Below are 19354 nucleotides of genomic sequence, written 5' to 3'. Positions count from 1 at the left end.
AAAAAGGCCCCCGAAGGAGCCTGTGTTTCGCGCATGGGAGCTTCCGCCGGGTGCTTACAACACCCTGCCCATGCGCGGTCCCACGACGATAAGAACTGTTTTCATGGTCGCGGACGATAATTAAGCAAACTCTATCCGTCAACGGCAAAATTCAGGAAATTGAAATGTTCGCAAACAAAGCAATGCTTTGGCGCAACATCCTTCAAATGTGAAATGCATCGCTAAGATATTCTCAATGCCTTGCGCCTAGAGTTCAATTCCGTTGCCAAGTCCCAGGATTGACCACGACCCATGAGCGCTGAAGCCCTGCCCTCTGCACAATCAAGACCAATGGTCCGCAACCGCACCGATGGGCATGTCATCGAATGCAATGGCGACAAGGCCATCATCCACGCCAAGACCGGCCCGTCGATCACGGCATTGGACGACTACTGGTCTGTCGGCCAGCTTATCTCCATTCAGGTTGCCGACAGCCGTGTGGTTGGTCTGGTCTACAAGGTTGAGCTGCCCAATGCCGAGTGGCAGCAGGATGTCGATCAAAGCATTCATATCCATGTGGAACTGGTCGGCCAGGTCGATGCGCATATCGACGGCAAATTGCGCTTCACCTCGGGCATCACCACCTATCCGCATATGGGCGCCATCGCCCACCGTATCCGCGCCGCCGATCTGGCCACCATCTACACCACGTCGCTGAAGAACACGGTTTCCATCGGCCACCTCTCGCAGAATGCCGACATTCCGGCGCTGATCTCGGTCGACAGCCTGATCTCCCGCCATTTCGCCGTGCTTGGCAGCACGGGCGTCGGCAAATCCAGCGCCGTGACCCTGCTTTTGCGCAAAATCATTTCGCAGCGTCCCGATCTGCGCATCCTCATTCTTGATCCGCACAACGAATTTGCCAGCGCATTTCCCGATCTCGCCATCTCCATCGACTACAGCACCTTCGATTTGCCGTACTGGATGTTCAAGCTGGAGGAATTCGGCGAAGCCGTATTCCGCGGACGCCCGCAAATCGCGGCTGAAATCGATATTCTGCGCGATCTCATTCCGCTCGCCAAAGAACGTTTTGCCAATGTTGAAGCGGCCGCCACGTCCTCCCTCCTAAGGAAAGAACGTGACTTTGCCTCGATGACCGCCGACACGCCGACGCCCTACCGGATGGCGGATCTGATCAAGCTGCTGGAGGAGCGCATCGGCCAGCTCGACGGCAAGACGGACCGGCCGACCATGAAGGCGCTGCGCTACCGCCTGCAGGCATTGGTCGCCGATCCGCGCTACCGCTTCATGTTCTCGGCCCCGGCAACGCTCGATACGATGCGCCAGACCGTCGGCCACATTTTCCGCGTGCCGAAAAACGACCGGCCCATCTGCGTCTTTCAACTGGCAGGATTGCCGTCGGAAGTGGTGAATTCCGTCGCCTCGGTTCTTTGCCGCATGGCCTTTGACCTCGCTGTTTCCAGCGATGGCAATGTGCAGACGCTTGTCGTGTGCGAGGAAGCACACCGTTATATCCCCGCCGATACCAGTGCCGGGTTCTGGCCGACGCGCCAGGCCATTGCACGCATCGCCAAGGAAGGCCGCAAATACGGCGTCTATCTCTCCGTCATCACCCAGCGTCCAGGCGAGCTGGACCCGACGATCCTCTCCCAGTGCAGCACGGTTTTCGCCATGCGGCTCGGCAATGAACGCGACCAGGAAATCGTCCGCGGCGCCATCAGCGGCGCGTCGCAAAGCGCCGTGGGCTTCCTGTCGTCGATCGCCAACCGCGAGGCGATCGCCTTCGGTGAGGCCGTGCCGACACCGATGCGCATGATGTTCGAAACCATCGCGCCGGAACATCTGCCCGCCGCGCATATGACGCAGCAGCAGGAAGCCATGCGCAGCGGCGACAGCCACGTGTCGCTCGACATGATCCTCGGCCGGATGCGCCAGCTGAATGCTGCCGACAGCACCACGACCGAACATGCATCGGCCGGTTTTCAGGCCCCGGAAAAGCCGGCGATGGTCCAGCGCCCCGCGGTACCCCTCCCGCCGGAACCGGTCCGGAGCCAGTGGCGCGCGGCCGAATCCGCCCCGATCATCGAAGAGCCGCGCAAACCGGCGCGATCCGAGACCGAAGGGTTTCGCGCCAGCGACCTCATCCGCAGCTTCCGCACCGACAAGACTTAAGGGCCGGGATAGGCGATCCGCTCCCAGTCGTCGCCGAGCTGGTTGCGGAACCAGGTCATTTGCCGCTTGGCATATTGCCGCGTCGCAATGGTCGACAGCTCGGCTGCCTGTGCAGGCGTGATCGTGCCTGCCAGCATCCTGGCGATTTCACCGACCCCGATGGCTCGCATGGCGGGCAGATCGGATGACAATCCGAGCGCCAGCAGGGCTTTGACCTCCTCGACCGCTCCCTTCTCCAGCATGGTTGCAAACCGCAGCGCGATCCGTTCGCCAAGCCAGGCCCGGTCCGGGTCGATGACGATCTTGCGGGTCGAGGCCGCATCGATCAAAGGCGTGCCGGTTTGCTTCTGCCAATCGATGATCGACCGTCCCGATGCGTCGATCACTTCCAGCGCCCGCACGACGCGCTGGCTGTCGGTCGGGCGCAGCGCCGCCGCGGCCTGCGGGTCTTTTTCGCTCAAAATGGCGTGCAGCTGCTGCGCACCGACCTGCGCGTCCTGCGCGCGCCAATAGGCCCGCACATCATCGGGTATGTCCGGCATGGCCGAGAGGCCGCCGAGCAGCGCCCGGAAATAAAGCCCGGTGCCGCCGACAAAGATCAGCGGGCGGTCACCCGCAGCTTCGGTTTTCAGCAGGTGTTCGACATCGGCGAACCAGCGGCCGGTGGAATAGGCTTCGGACGGCGGGACATGGCCATAGAGGCAATGCGGCGCTTGCAGAAGATCATCCGGCCCCGGCCGTGCGGTGAGCACATCGAGCACGCCGTAGACCTGCATGGAATCGGTATTGACGATCCAGCCGCCGGTTTCCTTGGCATAGCGCAGCGCCAATGCCGACTTGCCGCTTGCCGTCGGTCCGGCTATCAGGATTGTCTGTCTTCTTGTCACACCAATCGTCCAATCGGGAAATGCTCATGCCCTTGATGGCCACGCTTATCGCCAATCCGGCTTCACCCCGTCTCAGCGCATCGCTCGGGATTAAAGCCTCAGCGGCACTCAATGCAACAGGACTTTACTGGCTGGCCGACGGAATTGCCTGCGATCTCGCCCTGCGCACAGGCTCTGACCCGGTGGAGGCCCATGCGGAACTGGCGCGGATCGTCGATGGCGAGCCGATCGATATCGTCGTGCAGGAACAGGATACACGGCGCAAGAAAATCCTGATCGCCGACATGGATTCCACCATGATCCAGCAGGAATGCATCGACGAACTGGCCGAAGAGGCTGGCCTGCGCGACAAGGTGGCGGCCATCACCGCCCGCGCGATGAATGGCGAGATTGCCTTCGAGCCCGCCCTGCGTGAACGGGTGGCACTGCTCAAGGGCCTGCCCTATTCCGTCATCGACAAGGTCATCGCCAGCCGCATCACCCTTATGCCCGGCGGACCGGAACTTGTCCGCACCATGAAGAAGCACGGGGCCTATACGGCGCTGGTTTCGGGCGGCTTTACCGTCTTCACCCAGCGCATCGCCGCCATGATCGGCTTTCACGAAAACAGCGCCAATACGCTCATCGACAATGGTGAAACGCTCACCGGCGAAGTCACCGAACCCATCCTCGGCCGCGAAGCCAAGGTCGCCGCACTCAACGCCATCTGCGAACGCTTCAATCTTGCGCCGGACGAGGCACTTGCCGTCGGCGACGGCGCCAATGACCTCGGCATGCTGCAGCTTGCCGGCACAGGTGTCGCACTCCACGCCAAGCCGTCGGTCGCGGCACAGGCAAAGGTCCGGGTGGATCATGGCGATCTCACCGCGCTGCTCTACATCCAGGGCTATCGCAAGACCGACTTTGTCATCTGACAGCGCCGGAAACAAAAAAGGCGGCCATTGGCCGCCTTTTTGCTGAGGTCGTTGAGACGTCAGTTCATCTGCAAAGTCACGAAGCGCAATTCGCCCGTCTTGGATGCCAGCATCAAAAGGGCATTCTTGCGGCCTTCATCGCGCAGCTTCTCGATGCGGGCAGCCACGTCTTCCGGCGTCTTGACAGCTTCCTGGGCAATATCGACGATCACATCGCCCGCTTCGATCCGCTTGTTCGCGGCAATCGATTGGGCCTGCACATCGGTGATCAGAACGCCCTCGACCTCCTTGGCAATGCCGAATGTCTTTCTGCTGTCATCGTCGAGCACGCCGAGCGTCATGCCGAGGACATCCACATCCTGCGCGGCGTCTTCATCCTGATCGGTCTGCGACTGGGATTTCTCCTTGGTCTTGGCGTCGGTCGTATCTTCCAGCCGGCCGAGCGTGACCTTGACCGTCTGTTCCTTGCCCTTGCGCACCACGACGACATCGACTTCCTTGCCGACAGGGCTTTCCGCCACGGCGCGCGGCAGGTCCTTTACATTGTTCACCGGCTTGCCGTCGAACCTGGTGATGACGTCACCGGGCAGGATGGAGCCGTTGGCCACGGGACCGCCATCAATGATACCGGCAACCAGCGCACCCTTGCTTGAGGTCATCCCCAGGCTTTCGGCGATATCGTCGGTGACCGGCTGGATGCGCACGCCAAGCCAGCCGCGCTGCACTTCGCCATGGTCGCGCAATTGCTGGATCACACCGGATGCGAGGTCCGCCGGAATGGCAAAGCCGATGCCGATCGATCCGCCGGTCGGCGAAATGATCGCCGTGTTGATGCCGATCACCTGTCCGTACATATCGAACAGCGGGCCGCCGGAATTGCCCCGGTTGATCGCCGCGTCCGTCTGGATGAAATTGTCATAGGGGCCGGAATTGATGTCCCGGTTGCGGGCGGAAACGATACCCACCGTCACGGTGCCGCCAAGACCGAAGGGGTTGCCGATGGCCATGACCCAATCGCCGATACGGGCCTTTGAGGAATCGCCGAACTTGACCGCGACCAGCTTGTGCCTTTTCGGGTCGACCTTGAGCACCGCCAGATCGGTCTTGGTGTCCTTGCCGACCAGTTCCGCCTTCAGCTTCGACCCATCGGTGAAATTCACCTCGATATCATCCGCATCGGCAATCACATGATTGTTGGTCACGACGATGCCCTGCTCCGCGTCGATGACAAAGCCGGAGCCCAATGACTGAACCTTGCGGGACGGATTGTTCTCACCCGGCTTCTGCTTGCCGAAATACTCGTCGAAGAACTCCTGGAACGGCGATCCCTCGGGGACTTTCGGCATGGGAACCGGTCCGGAATCGCCATCCTGCCCCTTGACGGTCTGCGATGTCGAAATATTGACCACCGCATCCAGCAGACCCTCGGCGAGATCGGCGACGGATGCCGGGCCCTGGGCTTTCGGCTGTGCCGATTGTGCTGCCGCGATGGTCACAAAGGCGGGCGTCACGCTCGTGGCGGACAGGGCAATCAGCGCGATTGCCGCAGTGGCAGAACGGAAAATCGGGCGACCAGGAGTGAAAACCATGCGTTCGGGCCTTTGTCAGTGTACTCGGATTAAAAAATAAATTGCGATGAATTACAACAGAGCCGCGAGAGTAGACGAAAATATGGCCGTCAGACTGCAAGTCTGATCAAGTTAGGTAATGGCGGGGCCCGCCATTACCCCCGTGCGAGCCAGACGATACCCACGCCGATGGCAACCGACGCGACACCGGCCATGCGCAGAAAGCCATCCGGCTGTCCGCTGACATCCCGCGCGACGCGCTTTGCGATCAGCGGGAAACAGCCGTAGAGCAGCCCCTCGAAGACGAGGAACAGCCCTACGGCATCCAGAAAGTCGATCATGCCTGGCCTGCCCCTATTGCGGGGCAGGTTTTGCAGCGGCCGGCGCCGGCGGAACAGCGCCACCATTGGCATCCTGGAAATACCGGAAGAACTCGGAATTGGGCGAAAGCACCATCGTTGTCCCCGTATTATCCAGCGCCGTGCCATAGGCAGCCATGGACCGGTAGAACGCGAAGAAATCCGGATCCTTGGAGAAGGCATCGGCAAAGATCCGGCTGCGCTCGCCTTCACCCTCACCGCGGGCGATTTCCGATTCCTTGCGGGCTTCCGCAATGATCTCGACCACCTGGCGATCGGCAATCGCCTTGATGCGCTGGGCAGCTTCACGGCCGCGGGCCCGCAGGAACTCAGCCTGGGCAAGACGCTCGGCCTTCATGCGCTCGAACGTCTGCTGCGACACTTCCTGGGTCAGGTCGGTCCGGCGAACGCGCACGTCCGCAATCTCGAGACCCAGCGATTCCGCATCCGGACGCAGCTGTTCGCGCACTTCACGCATCATGCCCGCACGCTCGTCGGAAAGCGCGGCTTCAAATCCACGCAGACCGTAAACGCTACGCAAGGATGCATCGAGACGCGTGCGCAAACGGGCCTGTGCGAATTCCACGTCGCCCGACACGGTCTGGCGGAACTTGCGCGGATCGGTGATCCGGTAGACCAGGAAGGCATCGACTTCGTAGAACTTGCCGCCCGAAACCTGAACGCGGATATTGTCCAGTTCAAAGCTCAGCAGACGATCTTCGATCATCTGGACATTGTCGGCTTCAAGAAAGCCGAACGGCAGCTTGAAATAGATACCGGGCTGGGTCTTCACATCGACGATCTGGCCGAAGCGCAGGACAATGGCCTGCTGACGTTCATTGACGACGAAAACCGAGGAATAAACCAAAAGGGCGATGAATGCGATGAGACCCGCAATAAGAGGAAGACGATTCTGGCTCATTACTTTGTCCCCTCAGTCGGGCGCTGCTGCTTTGTGATCTCCGACAAGGGCAGATAGGGCACGACCCCCTGACCGTTCTTCTGGTCGACAATCACCTTGTTCGAGTCCTTCAGCACACGTTCCATCGTTTCGAGGAAAAGACGCTTGCGGGTCACTTCCGGCGCCTTCACATACTGGTCATAGACCGATGTGAAGCGCTGGGCCTCACCCTGTGCTTCCTGCACGATGCGGTTCTTGTAGGCGGCCGCATCTTCGCGGATCTGCGCACCTTCACCGCGGGCCTGACCGAGTTTCTGGTTGGAATACTGGTTCGACTCCTCGACGAAGCGGTCTTCGTCCTGTTCGGCACGCTGCACTTCATCGAAGGCATCGGCCACTTCGCGCGGCGGCGACGCATCCTCGATGGAGACGGCATTGACCTGAACACCGGCGCCGTAATCATCCAGTGTCTTCTGGATGATGCCGCGCACGTCATTGGCGATGCCCGCACGATTGTCGCGGAAAATGTCCTGCGCCGGGCTGCGGCCAACGATTTCACGCATGGCGCTCTCGGAGACCTGCTGGACCATGTTTTCCGGACTCTGCACATGGAAGAGGTAAGCAACCGGGTCGGAAACGCGGTAAAGAATGGAGAACTGAACGTTCACGATGTTCTGGTCGCCGGTCAGCATCAGGCCTTCCTTGGCACCCGATACACCCTGCCCGCCGATGTTCTTCTGCTTCTCGACGATCTGGACCTTTTCATAGGTCTCGATGGGCCAGAGATGGAAGTGCAGGCCGGGCTCGGAAATATCCGCCTTCGGCTTGCCGAAGCGCAGTTCGACAGCGCGTTCATCCGGCTGGACCGTGTAGATCGACTGGAAAAGCCAAAAGGCAACCAGGGCAAGCGCCGCCAATCCGAAGATCGTCGAGCTGCTGCCGGTGCCGCCGGGAAGTGCCTGGCGCAGACGGTCCTGGCCGCGGCGGATAATATCTTCAAGGTCGGGCGGATTGCCTCCGGGACCTCCGCCTTGCGGCTTCTGGCCCCATGGACCACCGCCGCCGCCATTGTTGTTACCGCCGCCACCCCAAGGGCCGCCGCCACCGTTCTGATTACTCCAGGGCATTCCTACCTCATGTTTTGGAACGAGATTCGCCACCCCATGGCAACGTCCCGCTAACCCGATATCCCGTTTATAGGGATCGCAAGGCGCGCTTTCAACGCGCAGCGCGGTTTTTCATGCTAATTTGGTAAAAAGTCGAACGATTATGACCGCTTATCACGAAATTTTCATATTGATTGCCGGATAAGCGGCAAATTCTAGCGTCGTTCGTAAATCGTGTAGCGGGTCGGATAATTGTCTTTTTCACCCGCCGGGAATTCTTCCTGAAACACTTCGTTCCAGTTCTTCGGATCGATGGGAGGGAAAAACGCGTCGCCCTCGATATTGGCCAGAACCCAGGTGATGTGAAGACGGTGCGCCCGGTCCAGGAGCTGGCGATAAATCTCGCCGCCGCCGATAACGCAGATTTCATCCACCTTGTCCGCCGCCGCATGGCTGCCGGCAATCATCAGCGCCTCATCCACGGAACGGACCGCAATGACACCGTCCACGGCAAAAGCGGGATCGCGGGTGATGACGATGTTGGTGCGTCCCGGCAGCGGCTTGCCGAGCGTATCCCAGGTCTTGCGCCCCATGATGATGGGTTTGCCCATAGTGACCGCCTTGAACCGTTTCAGGTCGGAGGAAAGGCGCCACGGCAGGCCATTGTCACGGCCGATAACCCCGTTCTGCGCGACGGCAACAACAAAACTGATCATTGGACCTATTCCTTCCGGGAAAGCAGACAGCGTAAACCAAAGAGCGCGAGCAATTCGACCAGATCAACGGGTCCTGACCCTAGACGGCGATCGGCGCCTTGATGCTCGCTTCGGCCACATAGTTCTCAAGACTGAAATCGTCGAATGTGAAAGCAAAAAGGTCTTTCACGTCGGGATTAAGGCGCATGACCGGCAAAGGACCCGGCGTGCGGCTCAATTGCAGCCGCGCCTGCTCGAAATGGTTGGCATAAAGATGCGCATCGCCAAGCGTGTGGACGAAATCACCCGGCTGCAGACCCGTGACCTGCGCCACCATGAGGGTCAGCAGGGCATAGGATGCGATGTTGAAGGGCACGCCGAGGAAAATATCGGCGGAACGCTGGTAGAGCTGGCAGGAAAGCTTTCCGTCGGCCACATAGAACTGGAACAGGCAGTGGCAGGGCGGCAGCGCCATTTCATCGACCAGCGCCGGATTCCATGCGGAAACGATCAGACGCCGCGAATAGGGATTTTGCTTTATCGCACTGACAAGATTCGCAATCTGGTCGATATGCCGGCCGTCGGGCGCAGGCCAGGAGCGCCACTGATAGCCATAGACCGGCCCGAGATCGCCGTTCTCGTCGGCCCATTCATCCCAGATCGTCACGCCGTTTTCCTTGAGATAGGCGATGTTCGTTTCGCCTTTCAGGAACCACAGCAGCTCGTGGATGATGGATTTGAGATGCAGTTTCTTGGTCGTCAGGGCAGGAAAACCCGCCGACAGATCGAATCGCATCTGGTAGCCGAAAACGGAACGTGTGCCTGTCCCGGTACGGTCGCCGCGGTCGACGCCGGTATCGAGCACATGCTGGAGAAGATCAAGATAAGCGCGCATGGCTTCTCTTTAGCAGATTCGTTTCACGAAGCAGTAAAACTTCTGTGTGATCCACAAGCACAGGCGGCAAAAATCCCCGGCGAATCACCGGGGATCCGTTTCGGTCCACCCAACGCTCAGAGGCTGCCGAGCAGTCCGAGCTCTTTTGCCGTCAGATAATAGAAGGTGACCCGGCCCTTGGAACGGTGATCTTTCATCTTTTCGCAGACGGCGTGAATGGCAGCATCGGCCTTGGCAGCATCGGTAACGCCGAGCTTCTTGCCAACCCAACTGGTACGAACACGGGCCAATTCTTCCGGATCCGAGCAGGAAACCAGCGAAGAATCCCGGTTGCGCAGGGCAATTCCGAGATGTTTGACGATTTTTGTGACAATCGCCTCGTCCGCACCCGCATCGTAATGACGTACATCTGCTAGATAGTCACTCATGAAAAAATCCCCTGATTGTTGGTTTCAATGCCCAGGCACTGAAACCCTCCCTGACACAAAAGACACCGCACAACCGGCAGTTGCATAAGGCGATGACTCGTTAGACACAGGAAACATTCCCCAGCTACAGGAACCTGTCAATGCCGCTCTTTCATTTCGCCGCGACACCACCTATATAGGTCTTGCTGGCTTCGGCCAGCTATGGTGATAAACGGACGATACAATAAGCCTATTGGACCCGGGGGCGGTACCCGGCGCCTCCACCAGAGTGCAGTTGCAGGACTGCATTGTGGCGGGGGCGAAATAGGATCGACAAGGGTGTAAAAATCGCTCTTTTGCCCGGCATAGTACCACCGTTATCGGGCTAACTCAGTAGTTGCAAACGACAACTATGCGGAAGCACGTCTCGCTGCTTAATTGCGGTGTGATCGCTTCAAATTAAGTCCTAGGGGTTCGCACTTCTAGGCGGGGTTCGGAGGTACCTGGCAACAGAAACCTCCACCTTTCCCCCTTTTTGAAAATCCGCCACGCCGCAAGCCGTCTTCAGGCTTTGCGCACCCTGTTGCGTCAATCCTACTCCGCTGCAGAAATGCAGAAGGCCCGGAACCGTGGTTCCGGGCCTTCGTCAGAGTGGATGAGCGAGGCTGCTTACTCCGCAGCGGCTTCCGCTTCGACAACGCGGCGGCGAGCGATTGTCAGCTGCGTCAGAATGAACGCCGCCACGGCGCACAGGCCGATACCCGCCGCCATCGGCAGTGCCGTGCCGTTGAAGAACAGACCGGCGATTACCATCGCAACGGCTGCCGTCACGAAGTGCAGTGTTCCCATCAGGGCTGACGCCGTACCGGCAATCTCGCCATGATCTTCAAGGGCAAGCACTGCGGTTGTCGGAATGACCAGACCGAGGAAGCCGTAACCGATGAACAGGAATGTCGCCAAGACCGGCAGCTGGTTGAAGCCCAGCGCCATGACGACAACCATGGCCGCCATGGTGAACGAGAAGGCCGTCAAGGCCATGCGCATCACACGCACCAGACCGAAACGGTCGCCGAGCCAGCCGGTCAGCTGCGATACCGTGAAGAACGACACCGCATTGATCGAGAAGGCGATGCTGTACTGTGTCGGCGTCAGGCCGTAATGGTCGATCAGCACGAAGGGCGAGTTGGCGAGGTAAACGAGAAAGCTCGAGATACCCAGCCCGCCGATGAAGGTCAGCGTCAGGAAGTTGCGGTCGCTGAGCAGCAGGCGATAGGCCGCCATGGCGCTGCCAAGGCTGCTCTCCACGCGTGCGGCCTTGGGCCGGGTTTCCTTCAGCTGCGTCGACAGGAGGATCAGCCCGATGAAAGCGGCAATCGTCACCGCCCAGAACACGCCGCGCCAGCCATAGAAGCTGATGACGGCACTGCCGGTGAGCGGCGCAAGGATCGGCGAAATGCTGAAGACCAGCATCAGCAGCGACATCAGCCGTGCCGCCTGGACACCCGTGTGCATGTCGCGAACGATGGCGCGCGGAATGACCATGCCCGCCGCGCCGCCGATGCCCTGCAGGAAGCGGAAGGCAATCAGCGTTTCGATGTCATTCGACAGCGCGCAGCCGACGCTGGCCACGGCAAACAGGCCGATGCCCATATAGAGCGGCGCCTTGCGGCCCCACATGTCGGAAAGCGGCCCATAGATCAGCTGGAAGATGGCGAAGGAAATGAAGAACGCCAGAAGGCTCATCTGCACGACATTGTTTTCGGCGCTGAGATCCTTGCCGATGGACGGCAGCGCCGGGAGATACATGTCGATCGCAAATGGTCCGATGGCCGACAGGAGACCAAGAATGAGGGCCGTACGAAAGAAAGAGGTCGTCATGGTGTTCATCTTTCAGAAAACGGCAGCGCGAAGCTCATCGGCTTCTGCGCCGCATTGCTCTCAGGAGAGGTTCAGAATTTTTCACCTGCGATGGAGCGGCGCGGCTTGGGAGGACGCTCTCTCCATCACAAAACAGTGTGTCAATGTTTTTAGACACAACTGTCAAATTAGACACTATTGTCTAAAACGTCAATGCGCATTATCTTCGGTTCATGACAAATCCAAAAGAAGCAGCGCACAAGGCGACCGGCCATACCCAACGTGGTCAATGTTCAAAACGTCTATCGATATTGGATGCAGCGGCCGAGGTATTTTGCCGGGAAGGCTTTGCCGGAGCGAGTATTGACGAAATCGCTGTGGAAGCGGGCGTTTCGCGCCAGACTATATACAACCACTACCGGGAAAAGGAAACACTCTTCACCGCCGTGGTCGAAGATGTGATGAACCGCACCAATGCCAGCCTCTTCTCGATATTGGCGACATTTCCTGACAAGCCCGACAATCTGGAAGACGATCTGAGCGCATTTGCGGTGCGGCTCGCCCAGAATTGCCTGTGCAATCAGGACGGAAAGTTCCTGCGCAAGCTGGTGCAGTCCGAGGGCGAGCGCTATCCGCAGCTGTTCGAGGGCTGGCGCAGGCACGGCCCCGGAAAGATCGGAACCGCCCTCGCCGCGCTGTTTGCCCGCCTCTCCCATGGCGGCGGCCTGCAGATGGATGATTTCGATCTGGCTGCCCGGCAGTTCCTGGCCCTGGTCAATGCCGATCTGCAGATGATTACGCTCTTCGGCGAATCGCCGACCGGGGAACAGCTGGACAATGCCGCGCGCAACGCCGTGCGCACCTTCCTGCGGGCCTATTCCGCCCCCGCAGGCAATCCGGCAATGGGTGCGGACAACGGCCCCCAGCGGGCACCGCAAGCTTAATTTAAGCTTGGAGCTTACAACCAGTCGCAATTCCTTTATCCATGCGCCATAATGGCTCAAACCTGTTTGTCATCTCTGCTTGACAGAGAGGGGCGAATCCATGGGATAAGAGTGCATGCCACAAGATATGATCCGTTACGATATACTGGCCCAGGAAGCGCTGCGCGGCGTTATCCGCAAAGTCCTTGGTGAAGTTGCCAAGGCTGGTCTTCCTGGCAACCATCATTTTTTCGTCACGTTCCTGACCGGTGCGGCGGGCGTGCGCATTTCGACGCGTCTGCACGAAAAATATCCCGAGCAGATGACCATCGTCCTGCAGCACCAGTTCTGGGACCTGCAGGTCACGGATACGCTGTTTGAAGTCGGCCTGTCCTTCGGCGACGTGCCGGAACGTCTGGTCGTGCCGTTCTCCGCCATTCGCGGCTTCTACGACCCCTCCGTCAACTTCGAACTGGAGTTCGACGTCGAGGTGGAAGAAACCGTCGGCGACAACGATCAGGGCGTTACCAGCATTGCACCGGTGCAGCCCGCCGAAAAGCCGAAGACGGCAACGTCCGGCGCCAAGCCCAAACCCGCAGCCAAACCGGCCAAGAAGCCGGCCAAGGCAGGCGGCGAGAAAGCCGATGCTCCGCGCGAAGAAACGGGCGAGAAGGCATCCGCATCGGTCGTTTCCCTGGATTCATTCCGCAAGAAGAAGTAACGCGCGCCCATGGCCGACATCGTCAACCTGCGACAGTTCAAAAAGCGCAAGGCGAAGGACGCGAAGGAGCAGAGTGCGGCCGAGAACCGGATTGTGTTTGGCCGCACCGGGGCCGAGAAGCAGTTTGAAAAGAACGCCAGCCGCAAGACCGAGCTGTTTCTCGACAGCAATCGGCTTGAGGGTCGCGTACCACCAGCCGGCAAGGACAAGCCTTGAGCCTTGTCCGCAAACGGTCCGTGACAATCCGTGGGCACCGCACCAGTTTTTCCCTTGAAGACCCCTTCTACGCGATCATCACGTCCATCGCGGACGACCGCAAGATCACGCTCGCCCGCCTGATTGCCGAGATCGACGAGGGCCGCGACCGCGACTCCAACCTGTCTTCGGCCCTGCGCATCTACGTGCTCGACTGGGTGATGAACAGGATGAACACCGCTTCTTAAGAAGCTGATTTGATTCGTGGTGTTATAGTCACCCGGTATTCTGCATCGCCGTCATGCGTGGTTCGACAAGCTCACCATGAGGGAATCCAGCGCTCTGCAGATTGCAACTTTCCTCATGGTGAGCTTGTCGAACCACGCACAATAGTTTTGCCAGCTCTACTGAACCGTTGGCCCGAGCGTCTTCAGAAAATCATCCACGGACTGTTTGTTGAGGGTACCGCTTCCCTGCTGCGGCGGAACCTGCGCCCCGCCACTGGGAGGCGACGGCTGCTCGCGGGTCTTCCGGGCCGCATCTTCCGCAGCCTGCTTCTCGGCGGCAGCCTTTTCAGCGGCGGCTTTCTCGGCAGCGGCTTTCTCGGCCGCTGCCCTTTCAGCCGCCTGCCGCTCCGCCTCGGCCTTTGCCGCCGCTTCCCGTTCCGCCTTCAGCCTGGCCTCTTCGGCAAGCCTCTGCCGTTCCGTGGCCTTGCTCTGGAACAGCAGGGCTTCGCGGCGCAGTCGCTGCTTTTCAACCAGCGATGCCTGCATGGTTTCGACCCGCTGCTGCTCGCGCTCCAGCGTGCGCTGCGTCAGGAACTGCTCCAGCGGCTGGCGGTTCAGCGTCCATTTCGGCGCGCGCCACGGCCCCTCTCCCTTGAACTCGACAACCGGCTCGGCACCGGCAACCACCAGCTTGCCCGGATCGAATGCGTAGCGCCCCTGCGAGGCCATGGTCATGTCGGGAAAATTCAGCCGCAGATCGGCATTCAGCGACGCACCGGGGCTTTTCAGCTGGAATGTCGATGTCCGCGCCGTGCCGCCGGCAATGGTAAAGGCAAACTCCGCCGCACCCGCATTGAACGGCCCGGCATGCAGATATTTGCCGATCACGCCACTCACGCTGGCGGCGGTGATCGGGCCCGACAGCCCATCGGCATCGTCCAGGATAGGCTTGAGCGCGCCAGGATTGATGGTATCGATGGCCAGATCATCCACGGAAACAACGCCCGAACCGGCAACCGACGCCATCATGTCGGCGATGGAGGTGCCGGTTGCATTGACCGAGGCAACGATCTTGGCTGTGCCCATCAGCGGTTCATGGTCGTCAGGCGTGTAGAGATCATCGAGGGAGGCCTGCTCCAGCGTGAACTGACCGGCCGCCAGACCGGTACCGCTCGTGTTGCGCAGCTCGAACGTGCCCTTGACGGTGCCGCCGAGAATCTCGCCCTGCGTTTCATCGAGCCGCAGATAGCCGTCCTTCAGCGATGCGGTGGACTGCAGTTTGCCCACCCGTCCGAGAACACCGGCGTCCGCCTCGTCAGCCTTGATCTTGAGATTGAAATCGGCCGGGAACAGCGGCGCCTTGGCAAAGGTTTCTTTCGGCCAGTGCGTTTGCCCGCCCGCGTCGACGGCGCCGGTGCCGAGCATGAACTGCACCACGGCGGGAAGGTCGATCCTGCCCAGCGCCAGATTGCCCTGTATATCGGGTGTGCCGTTGTTCACGCCGAGATCGAGACGGCCGGCAATCTTGGTATCATGCACCTTGCCGTTCAAATCCGGCAGCACCAGCCGGCCCTTGGCGAGCTGGAAGCTGCTGGCCATGTCGACCGGCATGCCGTTGCCAAATCCCGGCAGCGAATAGCCGGCTGTCGCAAGATACGGCTCCAGATCGCTGGCCTTGATCGACGCCCGCCCTTCGCCGTTCAACAGGCCGTTGCTACTGCGCAAACTGCCGTCGAGGAGCGCCTGGCCGTCCGGCGCTTTCAGCGCAAGCTGCGTCTGGATGCCGTCCTTGCCATTGCCTTTCAAGGCAAGGTCCGCCTCCAGCTCACCGGCAAAGCCGAGCGGCAGCGCGGGAAGTCCCATCAGGGCCATCAGGTTCTCGCCGTGATCCGTGCGCGCATTCATCGTCAGTTCCAGCACGCGGAACTTGTCGGTGCCCTGGCTGGTCGTGCCGGAAAGCGTGATATCCATGCCGCCGGTTTTCCCCGCCGCGCTCAGCGAGAACTCATCGGCGGCATCCTTGCCATGCAGCGCATTGGCGATGATGCTCAGCTCCGTTCCGTCAAACAGTCCGGGAAACCGGGCCGCATGCTCGTTGAGCGCCGCAAGGAACGGGAAGTCGGGAAACTGCGCCGCCAGCGCCGCAACGAACGGCGCCATGTCATCCGAGAGAACCGTTGCATCCAGCGAACCGGAAGGCTCGGCCTTGAACGGCGCGATCTTGCCGGTTGCGGTAATGGTCGCCCCGGATACATTGCCCACGGTCAGGCGGTCGATATCGAAGACGCCGTCGCGCAGGCGAAAGCCGGTATCGAGCGATTCCGCCACCAGGCCGCCATGGCTGACCGGCCCGGCTTTCACCCGCACATCGAGATCTTCACCCGCCAGCTGCGGTGCGCCCTTGCCCGCCTCCGATGGCGTGTTGCGGCCGAAGATGGCGGCAAAGGCTTCCAGCGCATCGCCATCCAGCGCGCCACCGTCCAGCGTCAGCTGGGTCAGCGGCACGGATTCGCCCTTGGCGCTGCGGATCAGCGATCCCTTCAGCGAGGCGCCGCCAAGCGCCACTTCCAGATTGTCGATGCGCTGCAGGTCGTCGTGCAGTTTCACATCACCGGAAAAACCCGCGCCCGCCAGCCGCCGGATCGATTCATCCACCGTATCGGTCAGCCAGGCCGCCAGGCCCGAGGGCTGGCGCGATGCGACGAGGAGTTTGCCGTCAAAGCCGAAATCCTTGCCGATCTGCAGCATGCCGTTGGCCTCGAACTGGGTTCGTCCCGGCAGTTCCGCCCGCAGCTGGTTGATCTTCCAGGCGCCGCCCGAGGGTTCCGCATCGATCCGCACCGAGCGGATGGTGGTGTCGCCCGCCACGATGGCCGGAAGTTTCAGATCGATGCTGCCGGGAACGGTCGGAATGGGCAGCTGGTCCATCAGGCGGCGGAACACGCCCAGCCGCTGCGCGGCCGTGTGCGGCGTCGGCTTGCTGCCCTTGCTGTCCTCGTTCTGGTTGTCGAACGTCACCTGCTGGCCATCCGCCTTGACTTCAAACCGCGGGTTGCTGCCATAGTCGAAAAGCGCGTTGCCATTGACGATATAGGGATCGTCAACCGTCCCCTGCTCCATCCGGAACTCCGGAATGGTCACGCTGGCATGATCGGCCTCGAAGCGCCCGGTCACGCGCACGCTGGAAAGAAGCGGCTTGTCCTCGGCCGGCGTCCCCTTGCCCGCCGCCTTGGGCGCTGTCTCGTCAGCCGAACGGATGTTGATGCTGCCGGCATATTTCAGCGCGCCCTTGTCAAGCGTCACCCCGCCGTCGGTCTCCAGCACCGCCGGAATGCCGTCAGGGATAATACGTGCATGCACGTTGAGCGAGCCGTCAGGCTTCAACTGGCCGGTGGAAGCGGAAACGCTGGTCCGCTCCCCGTTGAAAAGCAATGTGCCATCGAATTTCCACGGACCGCTCAGCTTGGTCGCGGACACCGTCGCATTGAGATCGTTCACGGTGCGGACCGTCGCGGTCGAGGCGTCGCGCACCAGCACGGAGCCGTTGGTGATCCGCACGTTTTCCAGCTTGACCTGCGTCGAGCCGAACGATGTCTGCGGCCGGATGGCCCAGTCGACCACGCCGTTGCGGTCGATATTGACCGAAGCGGTCGGCTTCTCCAGCCGCATGTCGAAAATGAGAATCTCGCCGCGCAGGAACGGCGCAAGTTCCGCGTCCATCGAAAACTTGTCGATGGTCATGACCGGCGCCGATCCGGGGTCGCCCACCTTGACGTCGGAGAAGGTCACCGATGGAAACGGCAGAAGCCGGGCGCTGGCCGTCCCGGCAACCGTGACGGGCCGCCCGAGAAGCGCCGATGCCTCCCGTTCAAACGAGGAGCGGTAGCCGGCCCAGTCGACAAAATACGGCACCACCAGTGCCGCGGTGAGCACCAGTACCAGTAGTCCGCCGATCAGAACAAAAAGGCGCGCCAGTGTTTCAACTCCATTCTTACGCGTTGGGCACCGTATACACCGCACCGTTCACAAATTGGGCGAAGATGCGGAATCAACGTGCAAAGTTACAGACGTAAGATCTTGCCGGGATTCATGATATTGCCCGGATCGATAGCCCGCTTGATCGTTTCCATCACGTCGACCGCACCGCCAAGCTCGAGCCGCAGGAATTTTATCTTGCCCTGCCCGATGCCGTGCTCGCCCGTGCAGGTCCCGTCCATGGCAATCGCCCTGAGATTGAGGCGCTCGACAAAGGCTTCCACGTTCTGGATTTCCTCCGGATTCTTGTCGTCGAACAGGATCAGCACATGGAAATTGCCGTCGCCCGCATGACCGACAATCGGCGCGATCAGCCCGCTCGCCGCAATATCCTTCTCCGTTGCGACAATGCATTCGGCCAGGCGCGAAATCGGCACGCACACATCCGTCGACAGCGACTGCTTCCCGGGCGCCAGCGTCATGCAGGCGAAATAGGAATTGTGCCGCGCCGACCACAGCTTTTCGCGCTCTTCCAGATTGGCCGTCCATTTGAACGGGCCACCGCCATTGGCCGCGGCAATCTCGCCGAAGAGTTCCGCCTGTTCGGCCACGCCCGCATCGCTGCCGTGGAATTCGACAAAGAGATAGGGGGCAACCGGATAGTCAAGCTTGGAATAATTGATCATCGCCTGCATCTGCAGGCTGTTGACCAGCTCGATACGCGCCACGGGAATGCCCATCTGGATGGTCTCGATCACCGCATTGCAGGCGCTTTCAAGATCCGGAAACGCGCAGATGCCGCCGGAGATCGCCTGCGGAATGCCATAGAGCTTCAGCGTCAGTTCGGTGATGATGCCGAGCGTGCCTTCGGAGCCGACGAGCAGCCGGGTCAGGTCATAGCCGGCAGACGTTTTTTTCACCCGCTTTGCCGTGCTGATCAGGCGGCCATCCGGCATGACGGCCTTCAGCGCCAGCACGTTTTCGCGCATGGTGCCGTAGCGCACGGCATTGGTGCCCGAGGCTCGCGTGGCGGCCATGCCGCCAAGGCTGGCATTGGCGCCGGGATCGATCGGGAAGAACAGACCGGTATCGCGCAGATATTCGTTGAGTTCCTTGCGGGTGATGCCCGGCTCGACCACGACATTGAGGTCTTCGGTATAGACCTTGAGAATACGGTTCATCCGCGACAGGTCGATGGACACACCGCCCGCCGGCGCATTCACATGGCCTTCCAGCGATGTGCCGGTGCCGAACGGAATGACCGGCACCTGCCACTCGCCGCAGAGGCGCACGACTTCCTGAACGTCTTCGGTCGTTTCGGCGAAAACCACGAGATCGGGAGCCTGGTTCGGGACATAACTGGTGGTGTGGCCATGCTGCTCGCGGATGGATTTGCCCGTCTGCGCGTTGTCACCAAACCTTTTCTTAAGAATCGAAACAACGGTCGCAATACCATTTTCATTGCGCACCATTGCTCCTGCATCAGCCAATGCCATTCCGGTCTCCAGAATTCCAATCGAGGATTCGTCCAATTCACGTGCATTTTCAGTCA

General features: G+C 60.4%; 17 protein-coding genes and 1 other RNA gene. 7 read left to right on the top strand and 11 right to left on the bottom strand.

Translation table 11 applies throughout. From position 1 onward, the window contains the following. Nucleotides 1–291 precede the first annotated feature (291 nt). The gene (locus tag J1W56_RS07960) at nucleotides 292–2172 is read left to right on the top strand and encodes an ATP-binding protein (protein ID WP_223612774.1); all 1881 of its coding nucleotides are present in this window, start codon (nucleotides 292–294) and stop codon (nucleotides 2170–2172) included. Here J1W56_RS07960 and miaA read toward each other — a convergent pair. Next, a complete protein-coding gene (gene miaA, locus J1W56_RS07955) occupies nucleotides 2169–3065 on the bottom strand; it encodes a tRNA (adenosine(37)-N6)-dimethylallyltransferase MiaA (protein WP_404928122.1) in 897 nt (298 codons plus the stop codon). The genes J1W56_RS07960 and miaA overlap by 4 nt on opposite strands. 20 nt (nucleotides 3066–3085) lie before the next feature. On the opposite strand from miaA, the gene serB reads away from it, so the two are divergent. Beyond that, on the top strand, nucleotides 3086–3973 hold the full coding sequence (gene serB, locus J1W56_RS07950) for a phosphoserine phosphatase SerB (RefSeq protein ID WP_223612772.1): 888 nt from the start codon (nucleotides 3086–3088) through the stop codon (nucleotides 3971–3973). Between the two features lie 59 nt (nucleotides 3974–4032). Here serB and J1W56_RS07945 read toward each other — a convergent pair whose 3' ends face one another. The 7 genes from J1W56_RS07945 to J1W56_RS07915 form a co-directional block, all read right to left on the bottom strand. Beyond that, nucleotides 4033–5562, bottom strand: coding sequence for a DegQ family serine endoprotease (locus tag J1W56_RS07945; protein ID WP_223612771.1), 1530 nt, complete (start codon nucleotides 5560–5562; stop codon nucleotides 4033–4035). A gap of 134 nt (nucleotides 5563–5696) precedes the next feature. Then, the gene (locus J1W56_RS07940) at nucleotides 5697–5882 is read right to left on the bottom strand and encodes a DUF2065 domain-containing protein (protein WP_223612770.1); all 186 of its coding nucleotides are present in this window, start codon (nucleotides 5880–5882) and stop codon (nucleotides 5697–5699) included. 13 nt (nucleotides 5883–5895) lie between these two features. Then, on the bottom strand, nucleotides 5896–6822 hold the full coding sequence (hflC, locus tag J1W56_RS07935) for a protease modulator HflC (RefSeq protein WP_223612769.1): 927 nt from the start codon (nucleotides 6820–6822) through the stop codon (nucleotides 5896–5898). Further along, on the bottom strand, nucleotides 6822–7928 hold the full coding sequence (gene hflK, locus J1W56_RS07930; protein ID WP_105732232.1) for an FtsH protease activity modulator HflK: 1107 nt from the start codon (nucleotides 7926–7928) through the stop codon (nucleotides 6822–6824). The genes hflC and hflK overlap by 1 nt, the downstream gene beginning before the upstream one ends. A gap of 194 nt (nucleotides 7929–8122) precedes the next feature. After that, nucleotides 8123–8623, bottom strand: a complete 501-nt coding sequence (locus tag J1W56_RS07925) for a dihydrofolate reductase (RefSeq protein ID WP_223612768.1) — start codon at nucleotides 8621–8623, stop codon at nucleotides 8123–8125. A 79-nt stretch (nucleotides 8624–8702) separates the two neighbouring features. Further along, nucleotides 8703–9497: a thymidylate synthase gene (locus J1W56_RS07920; RefSeq protein ID WP_223612767.1), complete on the bottom strand. Its 795-nt coding sequence runs from the start codon at nucleotides 9495–9497 to the stop codon at nucleotides 8703–8705. A gap of 116 nt (nucleotides 9498–9613) precedes the next feature. After that, entirely contained in the window at nucleotides 9614–9925 is a 312-nt protein-coding gene (locus tag J1W56_RS07915; protein ID WP_223612766.1) for a DUF2853 family protein, read from the bottom strand. Between the two features lie 145 nt (nucleotides 9926–10070). On the opposite strand from J1W56_RS07915, the gene ssrA reads away from it, so the two are divergent. Next, nucleotides 10071–10428: a transfer-messenger RNA gene (gene ssrA / locus J1W56_RS07910) on the top strand. 145 nt (nucleotides 10429–10573) lie between these two features. On the opposite strand, the gene J1W56_RS07905 is transcribed toward ssrA, so the two are convergent. Then, complete coding sequence (locus J1W56_RS07905) at nucleotides 10574–11782, bottom strand: multidrug effflux MFS transporter (RefSeq protein ID WP_223612765.1); 1209 nt, start codon at nucleotides 11780–11782, stop codon at nucleotides 10574–10576. Between the two features lie 212 nt (nucleotides 11783–11994). On the opposite strand from J1W56_RS07905, the gene J1W56_RS07900 reads away from it, so the two are divergent. The 4 genes from J1W56_RS07900 (at nucleotide 11995) to J1W56_RS07885 (ending at nucleotide 13848) form a co-directional block, all read left to right on the top strand. Then, entirely contained in the window at nucleotides 11995–12705 is a 711-nt protein-coding gene (locus J1W56_RS07900) for a TetR/AcrR family transcriptional regulator (protein ID WP_223612764.1), read from the top strand. Between the two features lie 115 nt (nucleotides 12706–12820). After that, nucleotides 12821–13405: an SspB family protein gene (locus J1W56_RS07895; RefSeq protein WP_223612763.1), complete on the top strand. Its 585-nt coding sequence runs from the start codon at nucleotides 12821–12823 to the stop codon at nucleotides 13403–13405. 9 nt (nucleotides 13406–13414) lie between these two features. Further along, entirely contained in the window at nucleotides 13415–13621 is a 207-nt protein-coding gene (locus tag J1W56_RS07890; protein ID WP_223612762.1) for a DUF4169 family protein, read from the top strand. Next, nucleotides 13618–13848 (top strand): ribbon-helix-helix domain-containing protein, encoded by a 231-nt coding sequence (locus tag J1W56_RS07885; protein WP_223612761.1) that lies wholly within the window; start codon nucleotides 13618–13620, stop codon nucleotides 13846–13848. The genes J1W56_RS07890 and J1W56_RS07885 overlap by 4 nt, the downstream gene beginning before the upstream one ends. A gap of 156 nt (nucleotides 13849–14004) precedes the next feature. Here the strand turns inward: J1W56_RS07885 and J1W56_RS07880 are convergent, their stop codons facing one another. After that, entirely contained in the window at nucleotides 14005–17847 is a 3843-nt protein-coding gene (locus J1W56_RS07880) for an AsmA family protein (protein WP_223612760.1), read from the bottom strand. A 41-nt stretch (nucleotides 17848–17888) separates the two neighbouring features. Then, complete coding sequence (locus J1W56_RS07875) at nucleotides 17889–19298, bottom strand: FAD-binding oxidoreductase (RefSeq protein ID WP_223612759.1); 1410 nt, start codon at nucleotides 19296–19298, stop codon at nucleotides 17889–17891. Nucleotides 19299–19354: the final 56 nt, after the last annotated feature.

This window comes from Phyllobacterium calauticae, from assembly GCF_019991125.1.
Lineage (GTDB): Bacteria > Pseudomonadota > Alphaproteobacteria > Rhizobiales > Rhizobiaceae > Phyllobacterium > Phyllobacterium calauticae.
Note: the sequence above shows the minus strand (reverse complement) of the source record. Positions and strands in the feature narration are given on the sequence as shown.

Coding starts and splice junctions, on each gene's coding strand:
- J1W56_RS07960 (WP_223612774.1), top strand. CDS start 292: ATGAGCGCTGAAGCCCTGCCCTCTGCACAATCAAGACCAATGGTCCGC.
- J1W56_RS07875 (WP_223612759.1), bottom strand. CDS start 19,298: ATGGCATTGGCTGATGCAGGAGCAATGGTGCGCAATGAAAATGGTATT.
- J1W56_RS07940 (WP_223612770.1), bottom strand. CDS start 5,882: ATGATCGACTTTCTGGATGCCGTAGGGCTGTTCCTCGTCTTCGAGGGG.
- J1W56_RS07920 (WP_223612767.1), bottom strand. CDS start 9,497: ATGCGCGCTTATCTTGATCTTCTCCAGCATGTGCTCGATACCGGCGTC.
- hflC (WP_223612769.1), bottom strand. CDS start 6,822: ATGAGCCAGAATCGTCTTCCTCTTATTGCGGGTCTCATCGCATTCATC.
- hflK (WP_105732232.1), bottom strand. CDS start 7,928: ATGCCCTGGAGTAATCAGAACGGTGGCGGCGGCCCTTGGGGTGGCGGC.
- J1W56_RS07890 (WP_223612762.1), top strand. CDS start 13,415: ATGGCCGACATCGTCAACCTGCGACAGTTCAAAAAGCGCAAGGCGAAG.
- serB (WP_223612772.1), top strand. CDS start 3,086: ATGCCCTTGATGGCCACGCTTATCGCCAATCCGGCTTCACCCCGTCTC.
- J1W56_RS07945 (WP_223612771.1), bottom strand. CDS start 5,562: ATGGTTTTCACTCCTGGTCGCCCGATTTTCCGTTCTGCCACTGCGGCA.
- J1W56_RS07925 (WP_223612768.1), bottom strand. CDS start 8,623: ATGATCAGTTTTGTTGTTGCCGTCGCGCAGAACGGGGTTATCGGCCGT.
- J1W56_RS07905 (WP_223612765.1), bottom strand. CDS start 11,782: ATGACGACCTCTTTCTTTCGTACGGCCCTCATTCTTGGTCTCCTGTCG.
- J1W56_RS07915 (WP_223612766.1), bottom strand. CDS start 9,925: ATGAGTGACTATCTAGCAGATGTACGTCATTACGATGCGGGTGCGGAC.
- J1W56_RS07900 (WP_223612764.1), top strand. CDS start 11,995: ATGACAAATCCAAAAGAAGCAGCGCACAAGGCGACCGGCCATACCCAA.
- J1W56_RS07895 (WP_223612763.1), top strand. CDS start 12,821: ATGCCACAAGATATGATCCGTTACGATATACTGGCCCAGGAAGCGCTG.